The organism is Streptomyces sp. S3(2020), assembly GCF_013044505.1.
Taxonomy (GTDB): domain Bacteria; phylum Actinomycetota; class Actinomycetes; order Streptomycetales; family Streptomycetaceae; genus Streptomyces.
On the sequence record NZ_JABERD010000019.1, the window covers coordinates 47351 to 68459 of the forward strand.

General features: G+C 70.5%; 17 protein-coding genes, 1 pseudogene and 1 riboswitch. Of the genes and pseudogenes, 8 read left to right on the forward strand and 10 right to left on the reverse strand.

Features of this window, described 5'->3' with window-relative positions:
- Positions 1-15: 15 nt before the first annotated feature.
- The 3 genes from HLK59_RS09365 to fahA form a co-directional block, all read right to left on the reverse strand.
- Complete coding sequence (locus tag HLK59_RS09365; protein ID WP_171140841.1) at positions 16-804, reverse strand: GntR family transcriptional regulator; 789 nt, start codon at positions 802-804, stop codon at positions 16-18.
- 191 nt (positions 805-995) lie between these two features.
- The gene (locus tag HLK59_RS09370; RefSeq protein ID WP_171140843.1) at positions 996-1937 is read right to left on the reverse strand and encodes a M56 family metallopeptidase; all 942 of its coding nucleotides are present in this window, start codon (positions 1935-1937) and stop codon (positions 996-998) included.
- Positions 1938-2094: 157 nt separating this feature from the next.
- Positions 2095-3252, reverse strand: coding sequence for a fumarylacetoacetase (gene fahA, locus HLK59_RS09375; protein WP_171140844.1), 1158 nt, complete (start codon positions 3250-3252; stop codon positions 2095-2097).
- Between the two features lie 248 nt (positions 3253-3500).
- Between fahA and HLK59_RS09380 the strand changes: the two genes are divergently transcribed.
- Complete coding sequence (locus HLK59_RS09380; protein ID WP_171140846.1) at positions 3501-4739, forward strand: ATP-grasp domain-containing protein; 1239 nt, start codon at positions 3501-3503, stop codon at positions 4737-4739.
- Between the two features lie 28 nt (positions 4740-4767).
- Positions 4768-5961: an NAD(P)-binding domain-containing protein gene (locus tag HLK59_RS09385; RefSeq protein ID WP_171140847.1), complete on the forward strand. Its 1194-nt coding sequence runs from the start codon at positions 4768-4770 to the stop codon at positions 5959-5961.
- Here HLK59_RS09385 and HLK59_RS09390 read toward each other — a convergent pair.
- From HLK59_RS09390 to HLK59_RS09405, 4 genes are all read right to left on the reverse strand, one after another.
- Positions 5958-6563 carry a hypothetical protein gene (locus tag HLK59_RS09390; protein ID WP_171140849.1) on the reverse strand — a complete coding sequence of 202 codons (606 nt, stop codon included), beginning with the start codon at positions 6561-6563 and terminating at the stop codon, positions 5958-5960. The genes HLK59_RS09385 and HLK59_RS09390 overlap by 4 nt on opposite strands.
- Positions 6564-6575: 12 nt before the next feature.
- Positions 6576-7706, reverse strand: a complete 1131-nt coding sequence (locus HLK59_RS09395) for a glycosyl hydrolase 53 family protein (protein ID WP_171140851.1) — start codon at positions 7704-7706, stop codon at positions 6576-6578.
- A gap of 108 nt (positions 7707-7814) precedes the next feature.
- Positions 7815-8963, reverse strand: a complete 1149-nt coding sequence (locus HLK59_RS09400) for an arabinogalactan endo-1,4-beta-galactosidase (protein ID WP_171140853.1) — start codon at positions 8961-8963, stop codon at positions 7815-7817.
- A gap of 89 nt (positions 8964-9052) precedes the next feature.
- Positions 9053-11041 carry a beta-galactosidase gene (locus HLK59_RS09405; RefSeq protein ID WP_171140854.1) on the reverse strand — a complete coding sequence of 663 codons (1989 nt, stop codon included), beginning with the start codon at positions 11039-11041 and terminating at the stop codon, positions 9053-9055.
- A 241-nt stretch (positions 11042-11282) separates the two neighbouring features.
- On the opposite strand from HLK59_RS09405, the gene HLK59_RS09410 reads away from it, so the two are divergent.
- The 6 genes and pseudogenes from HLK59_RS09410 (at position 11283) to HLK59_RS09435 (ending at position 16685) form a co-directional block, all read left to right on the forward strand.
- Positions 11283-12629 (forward strand): extracellular solute-binding protein, encoded by a 1347-nt coding sequence (locus tag HLK59_RS09410; RefSeq protein WP_171140856.1) that lies wholly within the window; start codon positions 11283-11285, stop codon positions 12627-12629.
- Positions 12630-12660: 31 nt separating this feature from the next.
- Positions 12661-13656 (forward strand): sugar ABC transporter permease, encoded by a 996-nt coding sequence (locus tag HLK59_RS09415; protein ID WP_171140857.1) that lies wholly within the window; start codon positions 12661-12663, stop codon positions 13654-13656.
- Complete coding sequence (locus HLK59_RS09420) at positions 13653-14504, forward strand: carbohydrate ABC transporter permease (RefSeq protein ID WP_171140858.1); 852 nt, start codon at positions 13653-13655, stop codon at positions 14502-14504. Before HLK59_RS09415 ends, HLK59_RS09420 begins: the two co-directional genes overlap by 4 nt.
- Positions 14501-15504: pseudogene (locus tag HLK59_RS09425) on the forward strand (LacI family DNA-binding transcriptional regulator). Before HLK59_RS09420 ends, HLK59_RS09425 begins: the two are co-directional and overlap by 4 nt.
- Before the next feature lie 93 nt (positions 15505-15597).
- The gene (locus HLK59_RS09430) at positions 15598-16431 is read left to right on the forward strand and encodes an HAD family hydrolase (protein WP_171140860.1); all 834 of its coding nucleotides are present in this window, start codon (positions 15598-15600) and stop codon (positions 16429-16431) included.
- Complete coding sequence (locus HLK59_RS09435) at positions 16428-16685, forward strand: hypothetical protein (RefSeq protein ID WP_171140861.1); 258 nt, start codon at positions 16428-16430, stop codon at positions 16683-16685. The genes HLK59_RS09430 and HLK59_RS09435 overlap by 4 nt, the downstream gene beginning before the upstream one ends.
- On the opposite strand, the gene HLK59_RS09440 is transcribed toward HLK59_RS09435, so the two are convergent.
- The 3 genes from HLK59_RS09440 to HLK59_RS09450 all read right to left on the reverse strand — a co-directional run bounded on the left by HLK59_RS09440 (position 16682) and on the right by HLK59_RS09450 (position 21073).
- Positions 16682-17128: a transglycosylase SLT domain-containing protein gene (locus HLK59_RS09440; protein WP_171140863.1), complete on the reverse strand. Its 447-nt coding sequence runs from the start codon at positions 17126-17128 to the stop codon at positions 16682-16684. The two genes, HLK59_RS09435 and HLK59_RS09440, sit on opposite strands and share 4 nt — an antisense overlap.
- A 5-nt stretch (positions 17129-17133) precedes the next feature.
- Positions 17134-17316: riboswitch (cyclic di-AMP (ydaO/yuaA leader) on the reverse strand.
- Between the two features lie 207 nt (positions 17317-17523).
- Positions 17524-19518, reverse strand: coding sequence for a CocE/NonD family hydrolase (locus HLK59_RS09445; RefSeq protein WP_171140875.1), 1995 nt, complete (start codon positions 19516-19518; stop codon positions 17524-17526).
- 16 nt (positions 19519-19534) lie between these two features.
- Complete coding sequence (locus HLK59_RS09450; RefSeq protein ID WP_171140865.1) at positions 19535-21073, reverse strand: peptide MFS transporter; 1539 nt, start codon at positions 21071-21073, stop codon at positions 19535-19537.
- Positions 21074-21109: the final 36 nt, after the last annotated feature.

The window sequence follows — 21109 nt, forward strand, 5'->3', positions numbered from 1 at the left end:
GTGAGAGGGGGGTGGTCAGAGGGAGCGGTGCAGCAGGCCGCTCATGGTGATGCGATCGCCGCGGAAGCGGATGAACTCCAGATCGACCGGGCGGCCGTCGGCGAGGTGGGTGAGGCGTTCCAGCATGAGGACGGCCGCGCCGCGCGGGGCCTCCAGGACGGCGGCGGAGTGGGTGTCCGCGTTCACCGCCTCCAGGGTGATCTCGGCGTGGCCGAGCCGCTGGCCGGTGATCGTCTCCAGGAGGCGGAAGACGTCGGTGTTCTCCAGGTCGGCGCCGAGCAGGGCGGTGCCGATGTCGAGCGGGATGTAGGTGAGGTCCAGAGAGAGGGGAAGTCCGTTGAGGCGGCGCAGGCGTTCGATGTAGAGGACGTCGGTGCCGGGTGGGACCTGGAGGCGTTCGGCCACCGGGGCGGGTGCGGGTGCGGGGCCCATGGTGCGGACCTCGTTGGTGACCGTGCCGTGTTCGTGGAGGGTTTCCGCGAGGCCCATCAGACGGTCCAGGCCGTGGGGGTACTTCTGGGCGACGACCACGGTGCCCACACCGGGCAGGCGGTCGACGAGACCTTCGGCGCGCAGCAGGTCCAGGGCCAGGCGGACCGTGTTGCGTGAGGCCCGGTAGTCGGTGGCCAGGGTCGACTCGTGGGGGAAGGAGTCGTCCGCGAAGCCGCCGGTGAGGATCTGGTGGCGCAGGAGGTCGGCGAGTTGCCTGGCCTGGTCCGCGCGCAGCCGACGCCGCGCGCGGTGGGCGGCGACGGTGGTCGCGCCCTGGCCGGCGTGGTCGCGGACGCGGTCGGAGGGAGGCATGCCCCGAACCATAGCGAGGAGGTAGGAAAAGGGGTGTTGCGGCAGTGTTGCGCCACCTGCCAGGGCGTCAGGCGGGCCGCTGACCTGTGCAAACGGCTCACCCGGAGCAAGATCTGCCAGGTCAGGTCAGGTCAGGTCGGGTCAGGTCGGCTCAGCTCAGGCCAGCTCAGGCCAGCTCAGGCCAGCTCAAGTCAGGCCAGTGCCGTCAGCCCCGGCCCGAACGCGATCAGCAGGGGCAGCAGGGGGATCAGGGCCGCGAGGGTCGCCGTCAGCGCCCGGTGTCGGCGCAGCAGGCGCGGCCGGGGCTCCAGCAGCCGGTCGACCCGCTCGCCCAGCAGCCGGTGGCTGGAGGAGCAGGACAGGACGCCCCGGTGCTGGTTCAGCTCGATCAGGGCCAGGGCCGTGGTCAGGTGGCCGCAGCGGCGGGAGGCCGTGTCGTCGGCCGCCAGTTCGACCAGGCGGTGGGTCTCGTCGCAGAAGTGGGCGAACAAGGGCACCCGGGGGAAGCCGGTGGCGAGGGCGGTGGAGAGGTGGAGCAGCCAGTCGTGGTGAGAGCGGGCGTGGTCGCGCTCATGGGTGAGGACGGCGTCCAGCTGGTGGTCGGTCAGGCGGTGCAGCGCACCGGTCGTCACCACGAGCTGGGGCGGGCTGCCCGGCATCCACCAGGCGTCGGGGTACTCGTCCTCCAGCACCAGCAGGGGGCCGCGCGCGGCCTTCTCCAGACCGCCGGGCAGTTCGGGGGCGCGTTCGCGCAGGTGGGCCCTGGTGAGGCCGCGACGGCGGCGGGCCTCCACCAGCTCGCGGGCCAGCATCGCGGTCGTCCAGGCGGCCCCGCAGGCCAGCAGCAGGGTCAGTAGCGCCGCCCAGGCGGGGGCGGCGGACAGGTCGTAGGCCGCGGTCACCGCCGGCGGTGCGGGGGCGAAGACATGGTCGCGGACGGTGTGGAAGACGGCGGCGGCGCCGAGCACCAGGGCCGTCAGACAGCACATCAGGACGGTGGCGACCAGGCATTGCCACACCCACAGCGCGACCACGGGTTCGCGTTCGGGCCAGTTGGCCCGGGTCAGCGCACGGGGCGCCGGGACGGCGGCGGCCAGCGCGACGGCGCTCAGCAGGAGCAGGCAGAACGTCATCCCACGGGCTCCGGATCCGGTCGGTGGAAGAGGCGGCTACGGGTGGGCCGACGCACACGTCCGCTGTGTCGCCCGCCGCCAGTATGACGGCGACGGGCGGCGCACGGCAGACCTCGGGACGGCCCCCGGCCCGTACATCAACCCGATGTCGACCGCATCACCCCGACACCACCTGCCCCACCACGTCCCCGTCCTCCAGGAAGGTCCGTTTGCCGTCGGGGAGTTCGAGGGAGTCGCGGCCGTTCCAGGTCAGCTCCAGCAGGGAGCCGCGTTGCCGCTCGGAGGGCCCGCTCACGGTTCCCGAGCCGTACAGGTCACCGGTTCGCAGCGAGGCCCCGTTCACCGTCATGTGGGCCAGTTGCTGCGCGGCGGTCCAGTACATGGTGGAGAAGGGGGGCTCGGAGACCAGGTGCCCGTTGACCGACACGGAGATACGGAGGTCGTAGCCGCCCGGGCCGTCACCCGAGGCCGAGTCGTCCAGGTACGGCAGCAGTTCGTGCGTCCGCTCCGGCGGTGCCACCCGCGCCTCCTCCAGCGCGTCCAGCGGGGTGATCCAGGCCGACACGGAGGTGGCGAAGGACTTGCCGAGGAACGGGCCGAGGGGGACGTACTCCCAGGCCTGGATGTCGCGCGCGGACCAGTCGTTGAGGAGGCACAGCCCGAAGACGTGCTCGCGGAAGTCGCCCAGCGCCACCGGCGAGCCCATCGCCGACGGCACGCCGACCACGAAGCCGACCTCCGCCTCGATGTCCAGCCGGATCGAGGGGCCGAAGACGGGGGCCGCGTCCGTGGGGGCCTTGCGCTGGCCCGAGGGCCGTACGACATCCGTCCCCGACACCACGACCGTGCCCGAACGGCCGTGGTAGCCGATCGGCAGGTGCTTCCAGTTGGGGGTCAGGGAGTCCGCGGCGTCGGGGCGGAAGATGTGGCCGACGTTGCGGGCGTGGTTCTCGGAGGCGTAGAAGTCCACGTAGTCCGCGACCTCGAAGGGCAGGTGCAGCGTCACCGACGAGAGCGGGTGCAGGAACTCCTCGACGGCCGACTGGTGCGAGGGCACCGTGACCCATGCCGTCAGGGCCCGCCGTACGTCCGACCACGCGGTGCGGCCCGCGGCCAGCAGCGGGTTCAGGGTCGGTCGGGCGAGCAGGGCGGCGTAGGGCGAACCCAGTGCGTGGGCCGCCGCGCCCGTGTCGAGGACGTGGTCGCCGAGCCGGACGCCGACGGTCCGGTCGGCCGGCTCTCCCAGGGAGAAGACGCCGTAGGGAAGGTTGTGCGGGCCGAAGGGGTCTCCCTCGGGGAGATCGAAGGGGGGCATGGGGTGCTGCCTCGCTCTCAATCGTTGCGTGTGCCATGTGGTCGCGGCACACGTTACGGCCGAGTCGGTTGTCTTGGGAGGGCTTAAAGGGCTGACCGGGAAGGGCTAAAGAGTCCGTAATGGTCTGGTAAGAGGCCGTTGGAGGCATCGATTCCGGCTTAGCGTCCTTTGGGGACTACGGGCGGGGTGGGGCCGTTCCGCAGCCGGGACACGTGGGGGGACCCGTGGCCAGGAGCGCAGACGTACGTGTGCCTTTCGAAGCCGATCGTGAGGTGCCGGGCCTGATCGTGAAGTTCGGCGACTACCCGCTGCACCACGGCGGGGTCGGCGCGATCCGCAGTCTGGGCCGCCTCGGCGTCCCGATGTACGCGATCACGGAGGACCGTTTCACACCCGCGGCGGCCTCCCGCTATCTGACGAAGGCCTTCGTCTGGCCGACGACGGGGGCGGAGGAGCCCGGACGGCTCGTCGAGGGGCTGTTGCGGATCGGGCGCGCCATCGGCCGCCCGACGGTCCTGGTCCCCACGGACGAGGAGGCCGCGGTGCTCATCGCCGAGCACCGCGACGAACTCGGCGCCCGCTTCCTCGTCCCGCGCGTCGAACGCGGGCTGCCGCGCCGCCTCGCCAGCAAACAGGGCCTGCACGAACTGTGTGTGGAACACGGCATCCCCAGCCCGACGGCGGCTTTCCCGCAGTCGTACGACGACGTCGTCGCGTTCGCCGACAAGGCGCTCTTCCCGGTGGTGGCCAAGAACCGCGAGGCGTTCGTGCGGCGCACCCGGCCGGCGGTGAACGGCACGACCCGGATCGCCACCCGCGAGGGCCTGCTCAGCCTCGCCCGCGACTGGGGCGAGCGGCCTGGGGTGATCCTCCAGGAGTATCTGCCCAGGGAGCAGGCGGAGGACTGGATCGTGCACGCCTACTTCGACGCGGACTCCACGCCGCTGGCGATGTTCACCGGGGTCAAGGTCCGTTCCTGGCCCCCGCACGCGGGCATGACCGCGAACGCGTACGTCGTCGACAATCCGGAACTCGCGGACCTCGCCGCGCGTTTCATCAAAGAGATCGGCTTCACCGGCGTCATCGACCTCGACCTGCGCTTCGACCGTCGCGACGGGCTGTACAAACTCCTCGACTTCAACCCGCGCATGGGCGCCCAGTTCCGGCTCTTCGAGAACGAGTCGGGGGTGGACGTCGTCCGCGCCCTGCACCTGGACCTGACCGGCCGCCGTGTCCCGGAGGGGGAACAGCGGGCCGGCCACCGGTACATCGTGGAGAACATCGACCTGCCCGCCCTCCTCGCCTACCGCCGCAGCGGCTACACGACACCGCACGCGCCGGACCGGGCGAGCGGGACCGAGCTGGCCTGGCTCGCGGGTGACGACCCGCTGCCGTTCCTCACGATGCTCGCGCGCCTCGCGCGCCCCGGCGTGAAGCATCTGCGCCAGATGTACCGGCTGTGGCGGACCAACCACACCACGAAGTGACGAAGAGACGTTCCTGGGGAGGGACTTCGTGATCCGACCGGTAGCAGTCATCGGTGCCGGGCCCTACGGCCTGTCCACCGCCGCGCATCTCAGGGCCCGCGGTATCCCCGTCCGGGTCTTCGGTGACCCCATGGTCAGCTGGCGCGACCACATGCCCGCCGGCATGCTCCTCAAGTCGACCCCGGCCGCCTCCGACCTCGACGCGCCCCAGCCGGGCCACACCCTCGTCGACTACTGCGACGCGGCGGGCATACCGCGGCTGGTGACCGACGAGGACATCGTCCCGGCGCAGACCTTCATCGCGTACGGCGAGTGGTTCCAGCAGAAGCTGGTGCCCGAGCTGGAGCGGGTGCGGGTCGTGTCGGTGGACCGGAGCGCCCAGGGCTTCGAACTCAAGCTGGACTCGGGCGAGTCGTTCACCGCCCGCGCGGTCGTCGTGGCCACCGGACTCGCGGGGCTGGCCCATCTGCCGCCCGAGCTGACCACAGGGGACGGACCCACCCCCACGGGCCCGGTCTCCCACAGCTCCCAGCACCACGACCTCGGCCGTTACGCCGGCAAGGAGCTGATCGTCGTCGGCGCCGGCCAGTCCGCGCTGGAGACGGCGGCCCTCGCGGCGGAGGCGGGCGCCCAGGTCAGGGTCGTCTCGCGGGGCCGTGGCCGGGTCGCCTTCGGCGCACCCCCGTGGCAGCAGCCCCGGTTCCGCCCGGAGTCGCCCTTCGGCCGCGCCTGGTCCCTGTGGGCGCTCAGCTACTACCCCCACCCCTACCGCCACCTCCCGGCCCAGGCCCGCCACTACCTGGTCCGCCGCGTCCTCGGTCCGCTCGGCGCATGGTGGCTGCGCGACCGCTTCGAGGGCAAGGTGCCGGTCAGCGAGGTCCGTCGCGTCCTGAGCACGGACGCGGCCGACGGCCGGCCCACACTGACGGTCCGCACCCCCACCGGCGCCACGGAACGGCTGTCGGGCGACCACGTCATCGCCGCGACCGGCTACCGCGTCGACCTCGCCGCGATGGACTTCCTCGGCCATGAACTGCGTACCGCACTCGCGGTGAGCCGGGGTGCGCCGAAACTGGGCGCGGGATATGTGTCGTCGGTGCCGGGGCTCTACTTCACCGGCCTTCCCGCGGCCTCGTCGTACGGGCCCGTGATGCGGTTCGTGTGCGGCACCGAGTTCGCGTCACCGAGGCTGGTGAGGCACCTGGCGGCCGCCCACGGCTAGAGCTCCTCCGCCGCCCGCTGCCAGGCCATGAACTCCTCGGTCAGTTCGGGCGGGTTGGCGTACTCGGTCGCGTGGATCTCCCAGCCGGGGCAGTCCATGTCGAACACGACCACGGGGATCGGGCGGCCGAAGGTCTTCTCGATCACCCCGTCGGCGTGGAGATGGCGGGCGAGGTCGATGACGGCGTCGTAGAAGTGCAGGCGAAGGAGGTCGGTCCTGGCGCGGAGGTCGTCGTCCTCCAGCGTCCGGCCGAGGTCGAACCCGCCGTCGTACCAGACGCCGAGCCGCTTGACCTCCTCCACGTACACCGGGCTGCCCACCGGATCCTCGGGGACGTTCCCGAGCTTCTCGAAGCCGTCGAGGATCCAGTAGGCGTAGTTCCAGCGGACCTCACCGTCGTCCCCCGGATACCGCTCCCGCTCGCACTGGCTCTCCGTGTTGTAGCCGATGTCGACGTAGGGGTGACGGTCGTCGCCGTCGACGCGCCAGATGTTGAAGGCCAGGGTGTAGACCTCGGCCCTCAGCTCCTCGGGTATGCGCTCCAGCACGCCGGCCGCGGCCGTGCGCAGATGGTCCAGAAAGGTCCCCGGTCGGTCCGTCACCCCGCGAGCATCTCACCCGCGCCGATACGCCCCCACCGTGGAGAGCCCGGTCAGTGCCCTGCTGTTGTAGTCGAACAGGGCCTGGTTCTCCCAGGCGTTGCCCGAGCCCGGGTTCGCCGGGTCCCAGCCGTTGCCGGTGACCGCCGTCCACAGGCCCTCCCAGTACACGTACCCGAGGCCCCTGTTGCTGGGCGCCGCGGCCACCGTGTCGGCGATCGCCCTGATCCACGCGTCCTGGCCGGCGGGCGTGGCGGGGTAGCCGGAGGTGAGCTGGCTGCTGGAGTTGACGATGTTGCCGGTGGAGTCCTTGTTGGCGAGGGTCCAGGGGTAGGCGGTCTCGACGACGATCGCCGGGGTGGCGTAGCGGTTGGTGACGAAGGCAAGGTTGGCGGCGAGCGCCGACAGTGTGCCGTGCCAGTACGGGTAGAAGGACAGGCCGATCACGTTCCAGGTCACGCCCCGTGAGCGCATGTTGTCGAAGAACCACTGGTAGAGGCTCTGCGTGCCGCCGTTGGCCAGGTGCAGGACCGTCCGGACGCCGGAGGTCGTCGCACGGGCGGCGTTGGTGCCGGACTTGAGGAAGGCCGCCAGGTTGTCCAGGTGCTCCCAGTTGCCGTCCGGCCAGAGCATGCCGCCGTTGAGCTCGTTGCCGATCTGGACCAGATCGGCGGGCGTGCCCTGGGAGACCAGGGCGCCGAGGACGTCGGCGGTGTGGTTGTAGACGGCCGTGGACAGCTGCGAGACGGAGTACGAGGACCAGGCGGCGGGCTTGGTCTGGGTGCCGGGGTCGGCCCAGGTGTCCGAGTAGTGGAAGTCGATGATCAGCTTGATGCCCTGCGCGCTCAGCCGCCTGGCCAGCGGCAGGATGCGGGCCTTGTTGTTGTAGCCGTCCGCGGGGTTCACCCACACCTTCAGCCGGGCGTGCGAGATGCCGACCGTGCCGAGGAGGGCGACTGGGTCGACCCTGGTGCCGGCGGAGTTGTAGTAGACCCCGCCGTAGGCCTCGGACTTGGGCAGGGTGGAGATGTCGATGCCACGGACCGAGAGGGTGGTCGCGGCGGCGGCCGGGGTGACGGTGGCGCCCAGAGCCACGGGGGCGGCCGTGGAGACGGCGGCGGCTTTGAGGATCGTACGACGGCGCATGCGGGTGCTTCCTTCCACAGTGGTCGGAGAGTCGAGCGACGTACGTGCGTGTGCTGGAGCGGCCGTCGGCGGCCCGGCGACCGCCGACGGAACACTGACGAAGGGGAGTTACGACCGGTAGCGGCCCAGGGTCCGCAGCCCCGGCAGCGCCCTGTCCGCGAAGTCGAACAGCGCCAGGTTCTCCCACGCGTTGCCCGAGCCCGGGTCCTGCGGGTTCCAGCCGCTGCCCGCGCGGTAGGTCCACACGCCTTCCCAGTAGCAGTAGCCGAGGCCCAGCCCGTCGGGGACGGCGGCGGCGAGGTCGGCGACCGCACGCAGCCAGGCGGCCTGCCCCTCGGGGGTCGCGGGGAAGCCGGGGGTCAGCTGCGAGGGGCTGTTGAGGATGTCGTTGATGTCGTCCTCGCTGCCCAGCGTGAACGGGTACGCCGTCTCGGCGATCACGACCGGCTTGCCGTAACGGGCGGTGAGATCCGCGAAGTTGGCGGCGGCGGTCTCCAGGGTGCCGTGCCAGAACGGGTAGTACGACTGGGCGATGATGTCGAAGTCGAGGCCGTAGGACACCGCGGTGTCGAACCACCAGCGGGACGTGCCGTTGTCGCCGCCCGAGGCGATGTGCAGCATCGTGCGGATCCGCGGCGAGCTGTCACGGGCGGCGCTCAGACCGGCCTTGAGCAGCGCGGCGAGATTGCCCCAACCACCGCTGTCACTGCCCCAGTTCTTGCCCTCGGGCCAGAGCATGCCGCCGTTGATCTCGTTGCCGACCTGGACGAGGTCGGCCGGGGTGCCCTGCCGCTTCAGGGCACCGAGGACGTCGGCCGTGTGGTCGTAGACGGCCCGTGTCAGACCGGTGATGTCCAGGTCCGCCCATGCGGCCGGCTTCGTCTGGTGCGCCGGGTCGGCCCACGTGTCGGAGTAGTGGAAGTCGATCCAGATGCCGATGCCGGCCCGTCTCAGACGGCGGGCGAGCGGGAGAACACGGGCCTTGTTGTTGTAGCCGTCGACCGGGTCGACCCACACCTTCAGCCGGGCGTGGGTGATCCCCGCGTGCGCGAGGAGACGGATCGGGTCCTCGCGGCGGCCGTCGGCCGTGCGGTACACGGCGCCGTGGTCCTCGTTCTTGGGCAGCGAGGAGATGTCCATGGCGCGGATGTCCAGCCCACGTCGGCTCCCCGCGGAGGCGGCCGCGGGGGCCGCCCCCAGCACGGGAACGGCCAGCGCGGCGGCTCCCGCAGCGGTGAGAACACTGCGTCTACGCATGTCAGGGTCCTTTCACAGAGCAAAAAACAGAGATGTCGTCTCACAGAGCGAGAACAGAGATGTCGGCTCACAGGGCAAGAACAGAGATGTCAGCGAGGCTCGCGGAACACCTCGACCGCACCCGCCGGCACAGCGGCCTGACCGCCGTCCGGCAGCACGACCTTCACCTCGACGCCGGTGTGGTTGACGGCGAACCGGTACGTCCCCGACTCGCCCTCCCGTAAGACGAGTTCGACGTCCCGGGGCAGCGCGGCGGGCGTGATGCCGGCGTCCGTGAGCGCCAGGTCCACGACCGCCGCCGCCCCGTCGCCGGTGAGCCGGGTCGCCAGGTACCAGGCCACACCGTCGCCGAGCGGGCGCCGGGTGAGCGCCGGCCGTCCCGCCGTACGCCCGTCGGCGAAGACGGCGACCGTCTCGCAACCGTCGCCGGGGACGACGTACTCGGACCACAGGTCGGCCTCGTACGCCTCCCCTCGCAGGGTCCGTACGGTGACCCGCTCGCCCGGCAGCAAGGGGTCGAACTCCTCGACGGTCAGCCCCAGTACGTCCCGCATCGCACCCGGATGCGCCCCGGGGTGCACCGCGTCGTGCTCGTCGACGATGCCGGAGAAGAACGAGACGAGCAGGGTGCCGCCGCCCGAGACATACCGCGCCACCGCCTCGGCGAAGGACGCCGGAGCCGAGTACAGCTGCGGCACGACGAGCAGCGGATACCGCGCGGGGTCGAGCCCGGCCACGCCCTCCGGAGGGAAGAAGTCCACCGTCAAGTGCCGGTCGTACAGGGCCTCGTAGAAGGAGTCCAGCCGCTCCCGCGCGTCCAGGTCCGCACTGGGATGCCACTCCAGGCCTTGCGCCCACCAGGACTCCCACGACCAGACCATGGCCACGTCCGCGCGGGTGCGGGTGCCGCGCAGGTCGGCCAACTCGCCTACGCGTGAGCCGAGTTCGACGACCTCCTGCCAGACCCGCGTCGAGGTCCCGCCGTGCGGCAGCATCGCCGAGTGGAACTTCTCGGCGCCCCATCGGGACTGCCGCCACTGGAAGAACATCGCGCCCTCGGAGCCGCGCGCCACGTGCGAGAGGGAGTTGCGGGCCATCTGCCCGGGCTCCTTGGCAGGGTTGTGGGGCTGCCAGTTGACGGCCGAGGTGGAGTGTTCGAGGAGCAGCCACGGGTTGCCGCCGGCCAGCGAGCGGGTCAGGTCGGCGGCGAGGGCGAGGTTGACGTGGGTGCGGCGGCCGTCGGTGATCAGATAGTGGTCGTTGGTGACGAGGTCGACCTCGCGGGCCCAGGCCCAGTAGTCGACCGAGGAGCACTGGCTCGGCGCGACCATGAAGTTGGTGGTGACCGGGACGCCGGGGGAGAGGCGGTGCAGGATGTCCCGCTCGGCGGTGAAGTTGGCGCGTGCCTGGGCGTCGGCGAAGCGCCGGAAGTCCAGCTGCTGGGCGGGGTTGGTGACGGTGGGTGTGGCGCGGGGCACCCCGATCTCGTCCCAGTCGCCGTACTGCTGGCCCCAGAAGGCCGTGCCCCAGGCCTGGTTGAGGGCGCCGAGGGTGCCGTAGCGGTCCATCAGCCAGTGCCGGAAGGCCACCGCGCAGGTGTCGCAGAAGCAGCTCATCACCGGAGCGCCGTACTCGTTGTGGACGTGCCACAGCGCGACCGCCGGATGACGGCCGTACCGCTCGCCCAGCCGGGAGGCGATCTCCTGCGAAGCCGCCCGGTAGTGCGGGTTCGAGTGGCAGATCGCCCCGCGTGACCCGAACGCCAGCCGCACCCCCTCCCGCGTCACCGGCAGCGCCTGCGGATGCGCGCGGTAGAACCACGCGGGCGGTACGACGGTCGGGGTCGCCAGGGCCACGCCGATGCCCGCCGAGTCGAGCAGGCCGATGATCCGGTCCAGCCATGCGAAGTCGTACGTCCCGCACCGGGGTTCCAGCCGCGCCCAGGCGAAGACGCCGAGCGAGACCAGCGTGACACCGGCCTCCCGCATCAGCCGTACGTCCTCCTCCCACACCTCTTCCGGCCACTGCTCGGGGTTGTAGTCACCTCCGAAAGCGAGTGGCTGACCGTCGTACGGCATGGGTGGACTCCCGGGGGATCGGCAAGAGGGCGCCCCGATATCTGTGATCGTGCACAACGTCTAGATCACCTGAAATCCGCGAGCAACAAGTAGGTAACCCGACGTTCCCGCCATTGACAAGGGGTTGAAACGCTTCTCTACTGTGCACGATCACAGAGCCGACCGGCGTTCACGCGCAGCCCCTCGGCGATCGAGAAACGCACTGCCGCAGCGGGCTCGTTCTCAGTCAGGGGAGAGGGACATGTCGATGCACAGCCCCCGGATCAGCAGGCGCACCATGCTCGCCGGGGCCGCGGCCCTGGGCCTCACCGGAGGCCTCGCCGCGTGCGGTGGCTCCGACGACAGTGACGACTCCGGGAAGAACGACGGCGACACCACCGAGCCCGTCAAGCTGACCTACTGGTCGTGGGCGCCCAACATGGAGAAGGTCGCCGCGATCTGGAACAAGAAGAACCCGAACGTCACCGTCACCGTCTCCAAGCAGGCCGGCGGCGGCGAGATCGTCGCCAAGCTGATCACCGCGAAGAAGGCGGGCAACGCCCCCGACCTCATCCAGGCCGAGTACCAGTCCCTGCCGACCCTGGTCTCCAACGACGTGCTCGCCGACATCGCCAAGTACGCCGATGACGCCAAGTCCGAGTTCGCCGAGGGCCTCTGGGGCATGGTCACGCTCGGCACCGACGCGGTCTACGCGATCCCGCAGGACTCCGGGCCGCTGATGTTCTACTACCGCGAGGACCTCTTCAAGCAGCACGGACTCAGCGTCCCGAAGACCTGGACGGAGTTCGCGGAGACGGCCCGAGCCGCCAGGAAGGCGCTGCCCGACGCCTACTTGACCACGTTCTCCGCCAACGACCCCGGTCTGTTCGCCGGGTTGGCCCAACAGGCCGGAGCCAAGTGGTGGACCGTCGACGGCGGCGGCCAGTGGACCGTGGGCATCGACGACGCCGCCACCCGGCAGGTCACCGAGTTCTGGGGCGGCCTGGTCCAGGAGGGCGTCATCGACAACCAGCCGATGTACACCCCGGCCTGGAACAACGCCCTCAACAAGGGCACCCACATCGGCTGGGTCTCCGCCGTGTGGGCACCCGGTGTGCTGGTCTCCGCCGCCCCCGACACCAAGGGCAAGTGGCGGATGGCCCCGCTGCCGCAGTGGCGGGCGGGCGACGACGTCACGGGCAGCTGGGGCGGCTCGTCCACCGCGGTCTCCACCGACTCCGAGCACGCGGAGGCGGCGGCGAGGTTCGCGCGCTGGATCAACACCGACCCGGAGGCGCTGGCCGCGCTGGTGAAGCAGGTCGCGATCTATCCGGCCGCCACCAAGGGGCAGTCCGGCTCGATCCTGACCACACCGGAGTTCTTCCCGAACCAGCCCGACTTCTACGACACGGCCGCCGACATCGCCGCCACCACGGCGCCCGCCGCGTGGGGTCCCAACGTCACGATCGCCTACACCACCTTCAACGACGCCTTCGGCAAAGCCACCAAGGCGAAGAAGGAGGCCCAGTTCCTGACCGCCCTGACCGACATGCAGTCGAAGACCTTCTCCGACATGAAGAAGCAGGGCTTCAAGGTGACCGAGGCATGACGAACCCGCCGCTCACGAAGGTGGCCGAGGCATGACCAGCGCCCCGCTCAAGGGCTCCGACCGCACCCCGGTCGGGCCCTCGGCGGACGGCGCCGGCCCGGGTGACGCCGTCCGCCCCCGCCGCCCGCCACGCCCCGGCCGCAGCGCGCCCTACTGGTTCCTGATGCCGACGCTGGTGCTGTTCGCCGCCTTCACCGTCGTCCCCATCGGCTACGCGATCTGGCTGAGCCTGCACAAGGTCCAGGTCAAGGGCATGGGACTCGGCAAGGGCGCGCGCGAGGAGGTCTGGAACGGCATCGGCAACTACACCGCCGTACTCCACGACTCCGGGTTCGGCCACAGCGTCCTGCGCGCCTTCGGCTACGGCCTCATCGTCATCCCGACCATGCTCGGCCTGGCCCTCGTCCTCGCCCTGATGCTGGACACCCCGAGGGCCCGCAGCGCCCCCTTCGCCCGCCTGATGATCTTCCTGCCGTACGCCGTGCCCGGCATCATCGCGGCCCTGATGTGGGGCTTCCTCTACCTCCCGGACGTCAGCCCCTTCTACTACCTGCTGCGCACGTTCGACCTGCCGCAGCCCGACCTGTTCGCCGACCGCAACCTCTACCTCTCCTTCGCCAACATCGCGGTCTGGGGCGGCACCGGCTTCAACATGATCGTCATCTACACCGCCCTGAAGGCGATCCCGCAGGAGATCTACGAGGCGGCCCGTATCGACGGCGCCTCCGACCTCAAGATCGCAACTCGGCTGAAGATCCCGATCGTCATGCCCTCACTGGTGCTGACCTTCTTCTTCTCGGTGATCGCCACCCTCCAGGTCTTCACCGAGCCGATGGCACTCAGGCCCCTGACCAACGGACTGCCCGCCGACTGGAGCCCGTTGATGGCCATCTACGACAGCGCCTTCCTCCAGTCCGACATCTACGGCGCCTCCGCCACCACCGTCGTACTGGCCCTGGCCACGTTCCTCGTCTCCTTCGCCCTGCTGCGCGTCGCCGACCGCCACACCAGGGAGGACCAGCGATGACGACCCCCGCCGAGCGCACCCGGCGCACCGCCTGGGTCCCCACCCTCGTCCTGATCCTCGGCGCCCTGTACTGCCTGGTCCCCATCGCCTGGGTGGTCATCGCGGCCACCAAGAACCGCGCCGAGCTCTTCTCCACCTTCACCTTCGCCCCCGGCACCGGCTTCCTCGACAACATCAGCGAGCTCACCACGTACCGCGACGGCATCTACTGGCGCTGGATGCTCAACTCCGCCTTCTACGCGGGCCTGGGCGCCCTGCTCTCCGCCGCGGTCTCCGCGGCCGGCGGCTACGCGCTGGGCCGGTTCGCCTTCCGCGGCCGGGAGGCGATCTTCAAGCTGATCCTGGCCGGCGTCCTGGTCCCGGGCATCGTCCTCGCCGTACCCCAGTACCTGCTGCTCTCCGAACTGGGCCTCGCCGACTCGTACTGGTCGATGCTGCTGCCGTCGATCCTCTCCCCGTACGGCGTCTACCTGGTCCGCGTCTACGCGGCCGCGTCCGTGCCCGCCGAACTGATGGAGGCGGCCCGCATGGACGGGGCGAGCGAGTGGCGGATCTTCTCCCGGGTCGCGGTGCCGATGATGATCCCGGGCCTGATCACGGTGTTCCTCTTCCAGTTCGTCGGCATCTGGAACAACTTCCTGCTGCCGTACGTCATGCTGGCCGACGACGAGAAGTTCCCGATCACCCTCGGCCTCTACACGCTCCTGGCCCAAGGCGCTTCGCAGCCCGCCCTCTACACCCTGGTCGTCACCGGCTGTCTGCTGGCGGTCCTCCCGCTGATCGCGCTCTTCCTGGTGATCCAGCGCTTCTGGTCGCTTGACCTGTTGAGCGGCTCGATCAAATCTTGACGGCCCACGCGAACGGCCGTCGCAGAGCGCCCACCATCCACGACGTGGCCCGTGAGGCAGGCGTCTCGCGCGGCACCGTCTCCCGCTTCCTCAACGGCGGCCACCACGTCTCACCGGCCGCCGGACGGGCGGTCCAGGCCGCCATCCGCAGGACCGGGTACGTCGTCAACCGGCATGCCCGCAGCCTGAGCACCGGACGGTCGGACTCGGTGGCCTTCCTGCTGACCGAGCCGCAGGAGAAGCTCTTCGAGGACCCCAACTTCAATGTGCTGCTGCGCGGTTGCACCGAGAACCTCGCCCGGCACGACATCCCGCTGCTCCTGATGCTCGCCGCGAGCGACGCTGACCGGCGCCGGCTGACCCGGTACCTCACCGCCGGGCATGTCGACGGTGTGCTGCTGGTCTCCAGTCACAGCGGGGACCCGGTCGCCGCCGAACTGCGGGCCGCCGGAATGCCGTTGGTGGCCTGCGGCAAGCCGATGGGGCTGGGCGCCAGGGTGAGTTATGTGGCGGCCGACGACCGCGACGGCGCCCGGGAGCTGGTCCGTCACCTCGTGGACCGGGGCCGGCGCCGGATCGGGATGATCACCGGACCGCTCGACCTCCCCGGCGGCACCGACCGCCTCGCCGGATACCGTGAGGTGCTCACGGAGGCGGGTCTGCCGTACGACACGGCGCTGGTGGCGGAGGGCGACTACGGCCGCGCGAGCGGCGAACGGGCCGCCTGCCGGTTGCTGCGCCGGGCACCCAACCTGGACGCGGTGTTCGTCGCGTCCGACCTCATGGCCCAGGGGGTCGTCAACGCGCTTCACCAGTACGGGCGTTCCGTCCCCGGTGACATCGCCGTCGGCGGCTTCGACGACTCCCCGACCGCCACCGCCGCCAGCCCTTCGCGCGCATCAGCGCCGAGATGGTCCGTATGCTCCTCGCCCAGATCGCCGGCGAGGACACCGCGGGGGTGATCCTGCCGACGGAACTGGTGGTGCGAGATTCCACTTGAGCGCGGAACCGGAGCGCTGGTCAACGCATGTGAAGGCTGCGCCCGTCCGGTTCGCGTCGAGTCGATGGGGGTTTCCATCCGTATTCTCTGATCATGGCCGCACCCACCGCATATTCACTCGTCGCCACTGACCTGGACGGAACCCTGCTCCGGGGCGACGACACGCTCTCCGACCGTTCGCTCGCCGCGCTCGCGCGGGTGACGGAGGCCGGGGCCCGGCATCTGGTGGTGACCGGCCGGCCGGCCCCGAGAGTGCGGCCGCTCCTCGACGACCTGGGCAGCACGGGGCTCGCGGTGTGCGGGCAGGGCGCGCAGGTGTACGACGCCGGCGCGGACCGTCTGCTGTGGTCGGTCACCCTGGACCGGGAGCTGGCCGAGACCGCGCTCGGCAAGATCGAGGCCGAGGTCGGCCAGGTCTACGCCGCGGTCGACCAGGACGGCGTCGACGGCCTGACCCTCATCGAGCCGGGGTACCTGATGCCGCACCCGACCCTGCCCGCGGTCCGGGTCGACCGCCGCGACGACCTGTGGTGCGAGCCCATCAGCAAGGTGCTGCTGCGCCATCCCGCCCTGTCCGACGACGAGTTGGCGGCGACGGCCCGCGGAGTCGTCGGTTCCCTCGCGACGGTGACGATGTCCGGTCCCGGCACCGTCGAACTCCAGCCATGCGGCATCACCAAGGCGACGGGCCTCGCCCTGGCCGCCGACCACCTCGGCCTCGGCCCCGAACACACCATCGCCTTCGGCGACATGCCCAACGACATCCCCATGTTCGACTGGGCGGCCCACGGCGTGGCCATGGCCAACGCCCACCCCGAACTCAAGGCGGTGGCCGACGAGATCACCCTCTCCAACGAGGACGACGGCATCGCCGCCGTCCTGGAAAGACTGTTCCGAAGGAACCTGCTCGGGAACGGGGCCCGGTGAAGATCGAGCTGACGGACGACCAGGCACTCGTCCTGTCCGACTGGCTCGATCGGGTCATGCACCGGAGGGAGTTCGCGGCGGTCGTCGACGACCGTGCCGTCTGGTCCCCGCTGTTGGGTATCAGCGGGTCGCTGGAGACACAGCTGCCGTCCGTCTTCGATGCCTCGTACGGCGAACGCCTGGAAGCGGCCCGTCGGCGGTTGATCGGGGAGCTGGGCGACCTCGGTGAGTCGCCCGGCCGTTGCTCGTCCTAGTACGCGCCCCACACGTTGTCGATCGACCCGTACCGCTGCGCCGCGTAGTTGCAGGCCGCGGTGATGTTGGCGACCGGGTCGTAGGGGTCCCAGGAGGTGCCGGAGACGTGGTACGCCTGGAAGGTGGGGTCGATGACCTGGAGCAGGCCCTTGGATGGGGTGCCGGCGGCCGCGTTGGAGTCCCAGTTGTTGATGGCGTACTGGTTGCCCGAGGACTCACGGATGACGTTGCGGTAGATGCCGTCGTACGTCCCCGGGATCCCGTTCTGGGCCATGACCTGGAGAGACGCCTGGATCCAGCCGTCGAGGGTGTTGGCGTAGCCCAGCGAGGTCGCCGTGGCGACGGCCGGGGTGGCCGCGGAGGCGCTGGTCGCGCCGATGACGGGGAAGGCGAGTGCGGCGACGGCGGCACCGGTGACGGCGAGTTTGCGGGACAAGCGCATGGCGAAGTTCCTCTCCGGCGCCTGCGAGGTGAGCTGTCGGGTTCGGGCGGGAGATGCCCGGCCACACCGGAGAAGGCATGGCTACACCCCGAGCCGTACCGGTTCGTACTGAGACGACCGGGTCGGCGACTTACCTTGGGTCCCCCGCTCCTGCCGTGCGAGTTCTCGTGAGTGAGCGGTGTCGGGGCGGCGGCAGGATTAGGCGTCCGCCCTGGGCCGGGAACGTATGCGATGGCACATGTCCGGAACAAGTACTGGATTCACACATCGCACCTGTTGATCTTGTTCTGCGGCATATGGAGCGCTTGATTCCGGGGGTGACGGGCGCGGCGGAGTGAGGCAAGTCACCGCCGAGCGCAAGAGCGGCAAAACGGTCAATCAATACCAACTCACAGCTAACCGGCCGTCCGTGGAATCCGCTTCTCCCACGTCCGGTGGAAGACCACCTCGCCGCCGTCGGTGCAGATCACCTCGTTGGAGGTGACGAACTCAGCCGCCTCACAGGTGATCTCCGAGCGCGTCCGGACCGTCGTGTCCCACGCCGCCTCCGGCCGGTGCAGCCGGATCGACCAGTCCGAGCGGGCGCGCGCCGACAACGGGTCCGTCTCGTCGATCGTGTACGTCTCCAGCGCGTCCTCGGTGAACTCCAGACCGTCCGGGTACACGCGCGTGCCGCCGTACCGGGGGTCGACCTCCAGACGCCACTCGCCCTTGGCGACATCGCGCACGACCAGCCGCTCGGGACGCGGTTCGTCCAGCGTGGCGGCGAAGTTGACGCCGAGCGGCGCGGACTGCTCGGGCTCGTCGAAGGTGATCTCGCCCGCCGACTCACGGGAGCGCACCGGAAGTTCCAGGAAGCTCCCCGCCGGCTCCAGCGCGAACCCCGCCGCCGAGTCGGCCTGCGGCCAGATCCACGGCCAGTACGCGGAGGACACGGCGAGCCGGATGCGGTGCCCCGGCGGGAAGGCGTGCCCGATGCCGTTCAGCTCGAACGCCACCTCCTCGGTGGCCCCCGGCTCCCACGGCACCGCCCGGTCCCGCCCGTGCCGCGCCGACAGATTCAGCACACCCCGGGTGACCAGCGTCGACGAACCGTCCGGCGCCACATCGCAGAGCCGGGCGACGACCTGCCCGCGCTCCACCTCCGAGGTCAGCCGCAGCCGCACCCGCGGCCGCCCCAGCACCCACGTCTCCGCACCCACCGCGAACTCGAAGCAGGCCGAGCGGGCATCCTCCTCCCGCTGGTCCGGCGGAAGGTCGGCGTCGTTGCCGAACGGGAAGAAACGCCCGGCGTCCACGCCCGTGTGCTGAGGGGATCGCACCAGCACCGGGGCGCCCTGAAGGCCGTACGAGACCGTCGTGACGTGCGGCGAGGGCCAGGCCGGCTCACCGACCCAACGGCCGGGGAGCGTCCCGTACACCGTGGCCGGGGGATGCGAGTCGCTGACGTAGGCCCGCAGCAGCGGCTCGCGCATGACGCCGGTGTCCACGCCCTTCAGATGCTGGTCCCACCAGCGCAGCGTCTCCTGGAGGAAGCCGATCGCCGGCCCCGGCGGCAGGCCGCGGTCGGGGTACTGGTGGGACCAGGGGCCGATGAGGCCTCGTACGCGATCGGCCGGCAGGTGTTCCACCAGCCTCAGGACCGTGTCGCGGTACGGGTCGTGCCAGCCGCCCACCGCCAGGACCGCCGCGTCGATCGCGCCGTAGTCCTCGCAGACGCTGCCGTGCCGCCAGTAGTCGTCCCGGGTCTGGTGGGACAGCCAGGTGTGGAGGAACGGCTCGACCCGCTCCAGGCGCTTGAGCCACATGTCCCGCCAGGCCGGGCCCGCGTGGAGCGGGTCGGGCGGCCGGGAGACGAACGCGAGCATGGTGGCCGCCCAGGCGTGCATGTCGACCGCGAGGACGGAACCTCCCATGTAGTGCACGTCGTTGTCATAGCGGTCGTCCGTCGAGCAGACCGTGACGACCGCCTTGAGCGGCTCGGGCGCGAGGGCCGCGATCTGGAGGGAGTTGAAGCCGCCCCAGGAGATGCCGAACATGCCGACCCTGCCGTCGCACCAGGGCTGCGCCGCCAGCCAGTGGACCACCTCGACCCCGTCGGCCAGCTCGGTCGCCGAGTACTCGTCCGTCGGCATGCCCTCGCTGTTGCCGTGCCCGCGGATGTCCACGCGCACGGAGGCGTACCCGTGGCCCGCGTACCAGGGGTGGCGCTGGAAGTCGCGGGGCGCGGTCCAGTCCGAGAGGCGGTACGGGAGGTACTCCAGGAGCGCCGGCACGGGCTCGTCCGTCAGCGGGCGCCACACGCGCGCGTACAGCAGGGTTCCGTCGGCGAGCGGGATGCGGAGGTCCTCGTGGGCCGTCTCGTGGGGGAAGGACGTACGGATGTGCAGGCTCATCGCTGTGACCTCAGTGGACGGGGTGCATGGTGCGGCGCAGCCACGGTGCCGCGGCCATCACCGCGAGGCCCGCGGCCACCGCGATCGCGCCGTTGACGCCGAAGTAGGCCGGCTTGGAGACGTCGTCGTAGAGCTTCACCGTCTGGGCCTGGATGCCGTTGGCGAGGGCGAGGGACAGGAACCAGAGGGACATGGTCTGGCTGGAGAAGGCGACCGGGGCGAGCTTGGTGGTGGCCGACATGCCGGAGGTCTCCAGGAGGATGTCGCCGAGCCCCAGCAGGAAGTAGGAGCCGACGATCCACCAGGCCGACATGAGGTAGTCGTCGCCGCTGTGCCCGCTGGTCGGCAGGACCATCAGCAGGAACGACAGACCGCCCAGCACGACCCCGATCGCGATCTTGTTGGAGGCGTGCGGCTGGCGGTGGCCCATCCGGACCCACAGGGCGGCGACGAAGGGCGCGAGACCTACCTCGAAGGCGCCGAGCGCGGAGGCGTACCAGCTGGCCGGGAAGTCGAAGCCGAGGATGGTCGTCTCGGCGTTCGTGGAGGCCAGCAGCATCATCGTGGAGTAGGCCTGGAAGAGGATGAAGTTGAAGACGGTCGAGGCCAGGAACAGGACGATGTACGGCTTGAGTCGGCCGCGTTCGTCGGACGTGACGCGCGGGCTGCGGAACATCACCGCGAAGTAGACGACCGGGGCGATCACCGAGATCAGGGTGAGCAGATCGACGAAGCGGTCCATGGTCAGCCAGCCGACCGCGGCGGCGAGAGCGGCGGCCACCGCCACGGCGACGACGCCCACGACGATCAGGCGCACGGCCCGGTGCGGTGGGGGTCCCCCCGCGCGAGCGCATTCGAGCGTGGGGGAGTCGGGCGCGAGCGCGAACTCGGCGGAGTGCCTGCGTCCGGCCAGGTGACGGCGGCCCATGACGTACTGGATCAGACCGAAGGTCATCCCGATCGCGGCGGCCGAGAAACCCCAGTGCCAGCCCTTGTGGTCGCCGAGCCAGCCGGTGATCAGCGGGCCCGCGAAGGCACCGATGTTGATCGCCATGTAGTAGAGCGCGAACCCGGCGTCGCGGCGGTCGTCGTCGGTGCGGTAGAGCTTGCCGACCATGGTGGCCACGTTGGGCTTGAGCAGGCCGGTGCCCGCGCTGATGAGCCCCAGGCCCACCCAGGTCATGGTCGAGGTCGGGACGGCCATGGAGTAGTGGCCGCAGGCGATCAGGATGCCGCCCCACAGCACCGCGCGGTACGAGCCGAGCATCCGGTCGGCGAGCCAGCCGCCGGCGACCGAGACGAGGTAGACGAGGGTGCCGTAGGCCGCGGAGACGGAGGCTGCGGTTCCGGCCGACATGCCCATGCCGCCGTGGGCGACCGTATCGGCGAAGTACAGGACGAGGATGGCCTGCATGCCCAGGAACGAGAAGCGCTCCCAGACCTCCAGACCGGAGAGCGTGAGCAGGCCTTTGGGCTGGCCGAAGAAGGCGGTGTCGTCCTCGGGCGGGGGTTGGCCCCCGGGGTCCACGTCAACGGTTGTTCGAGACACGCTCTACTACTTCCGTCTATGCCGACAGATATCCAT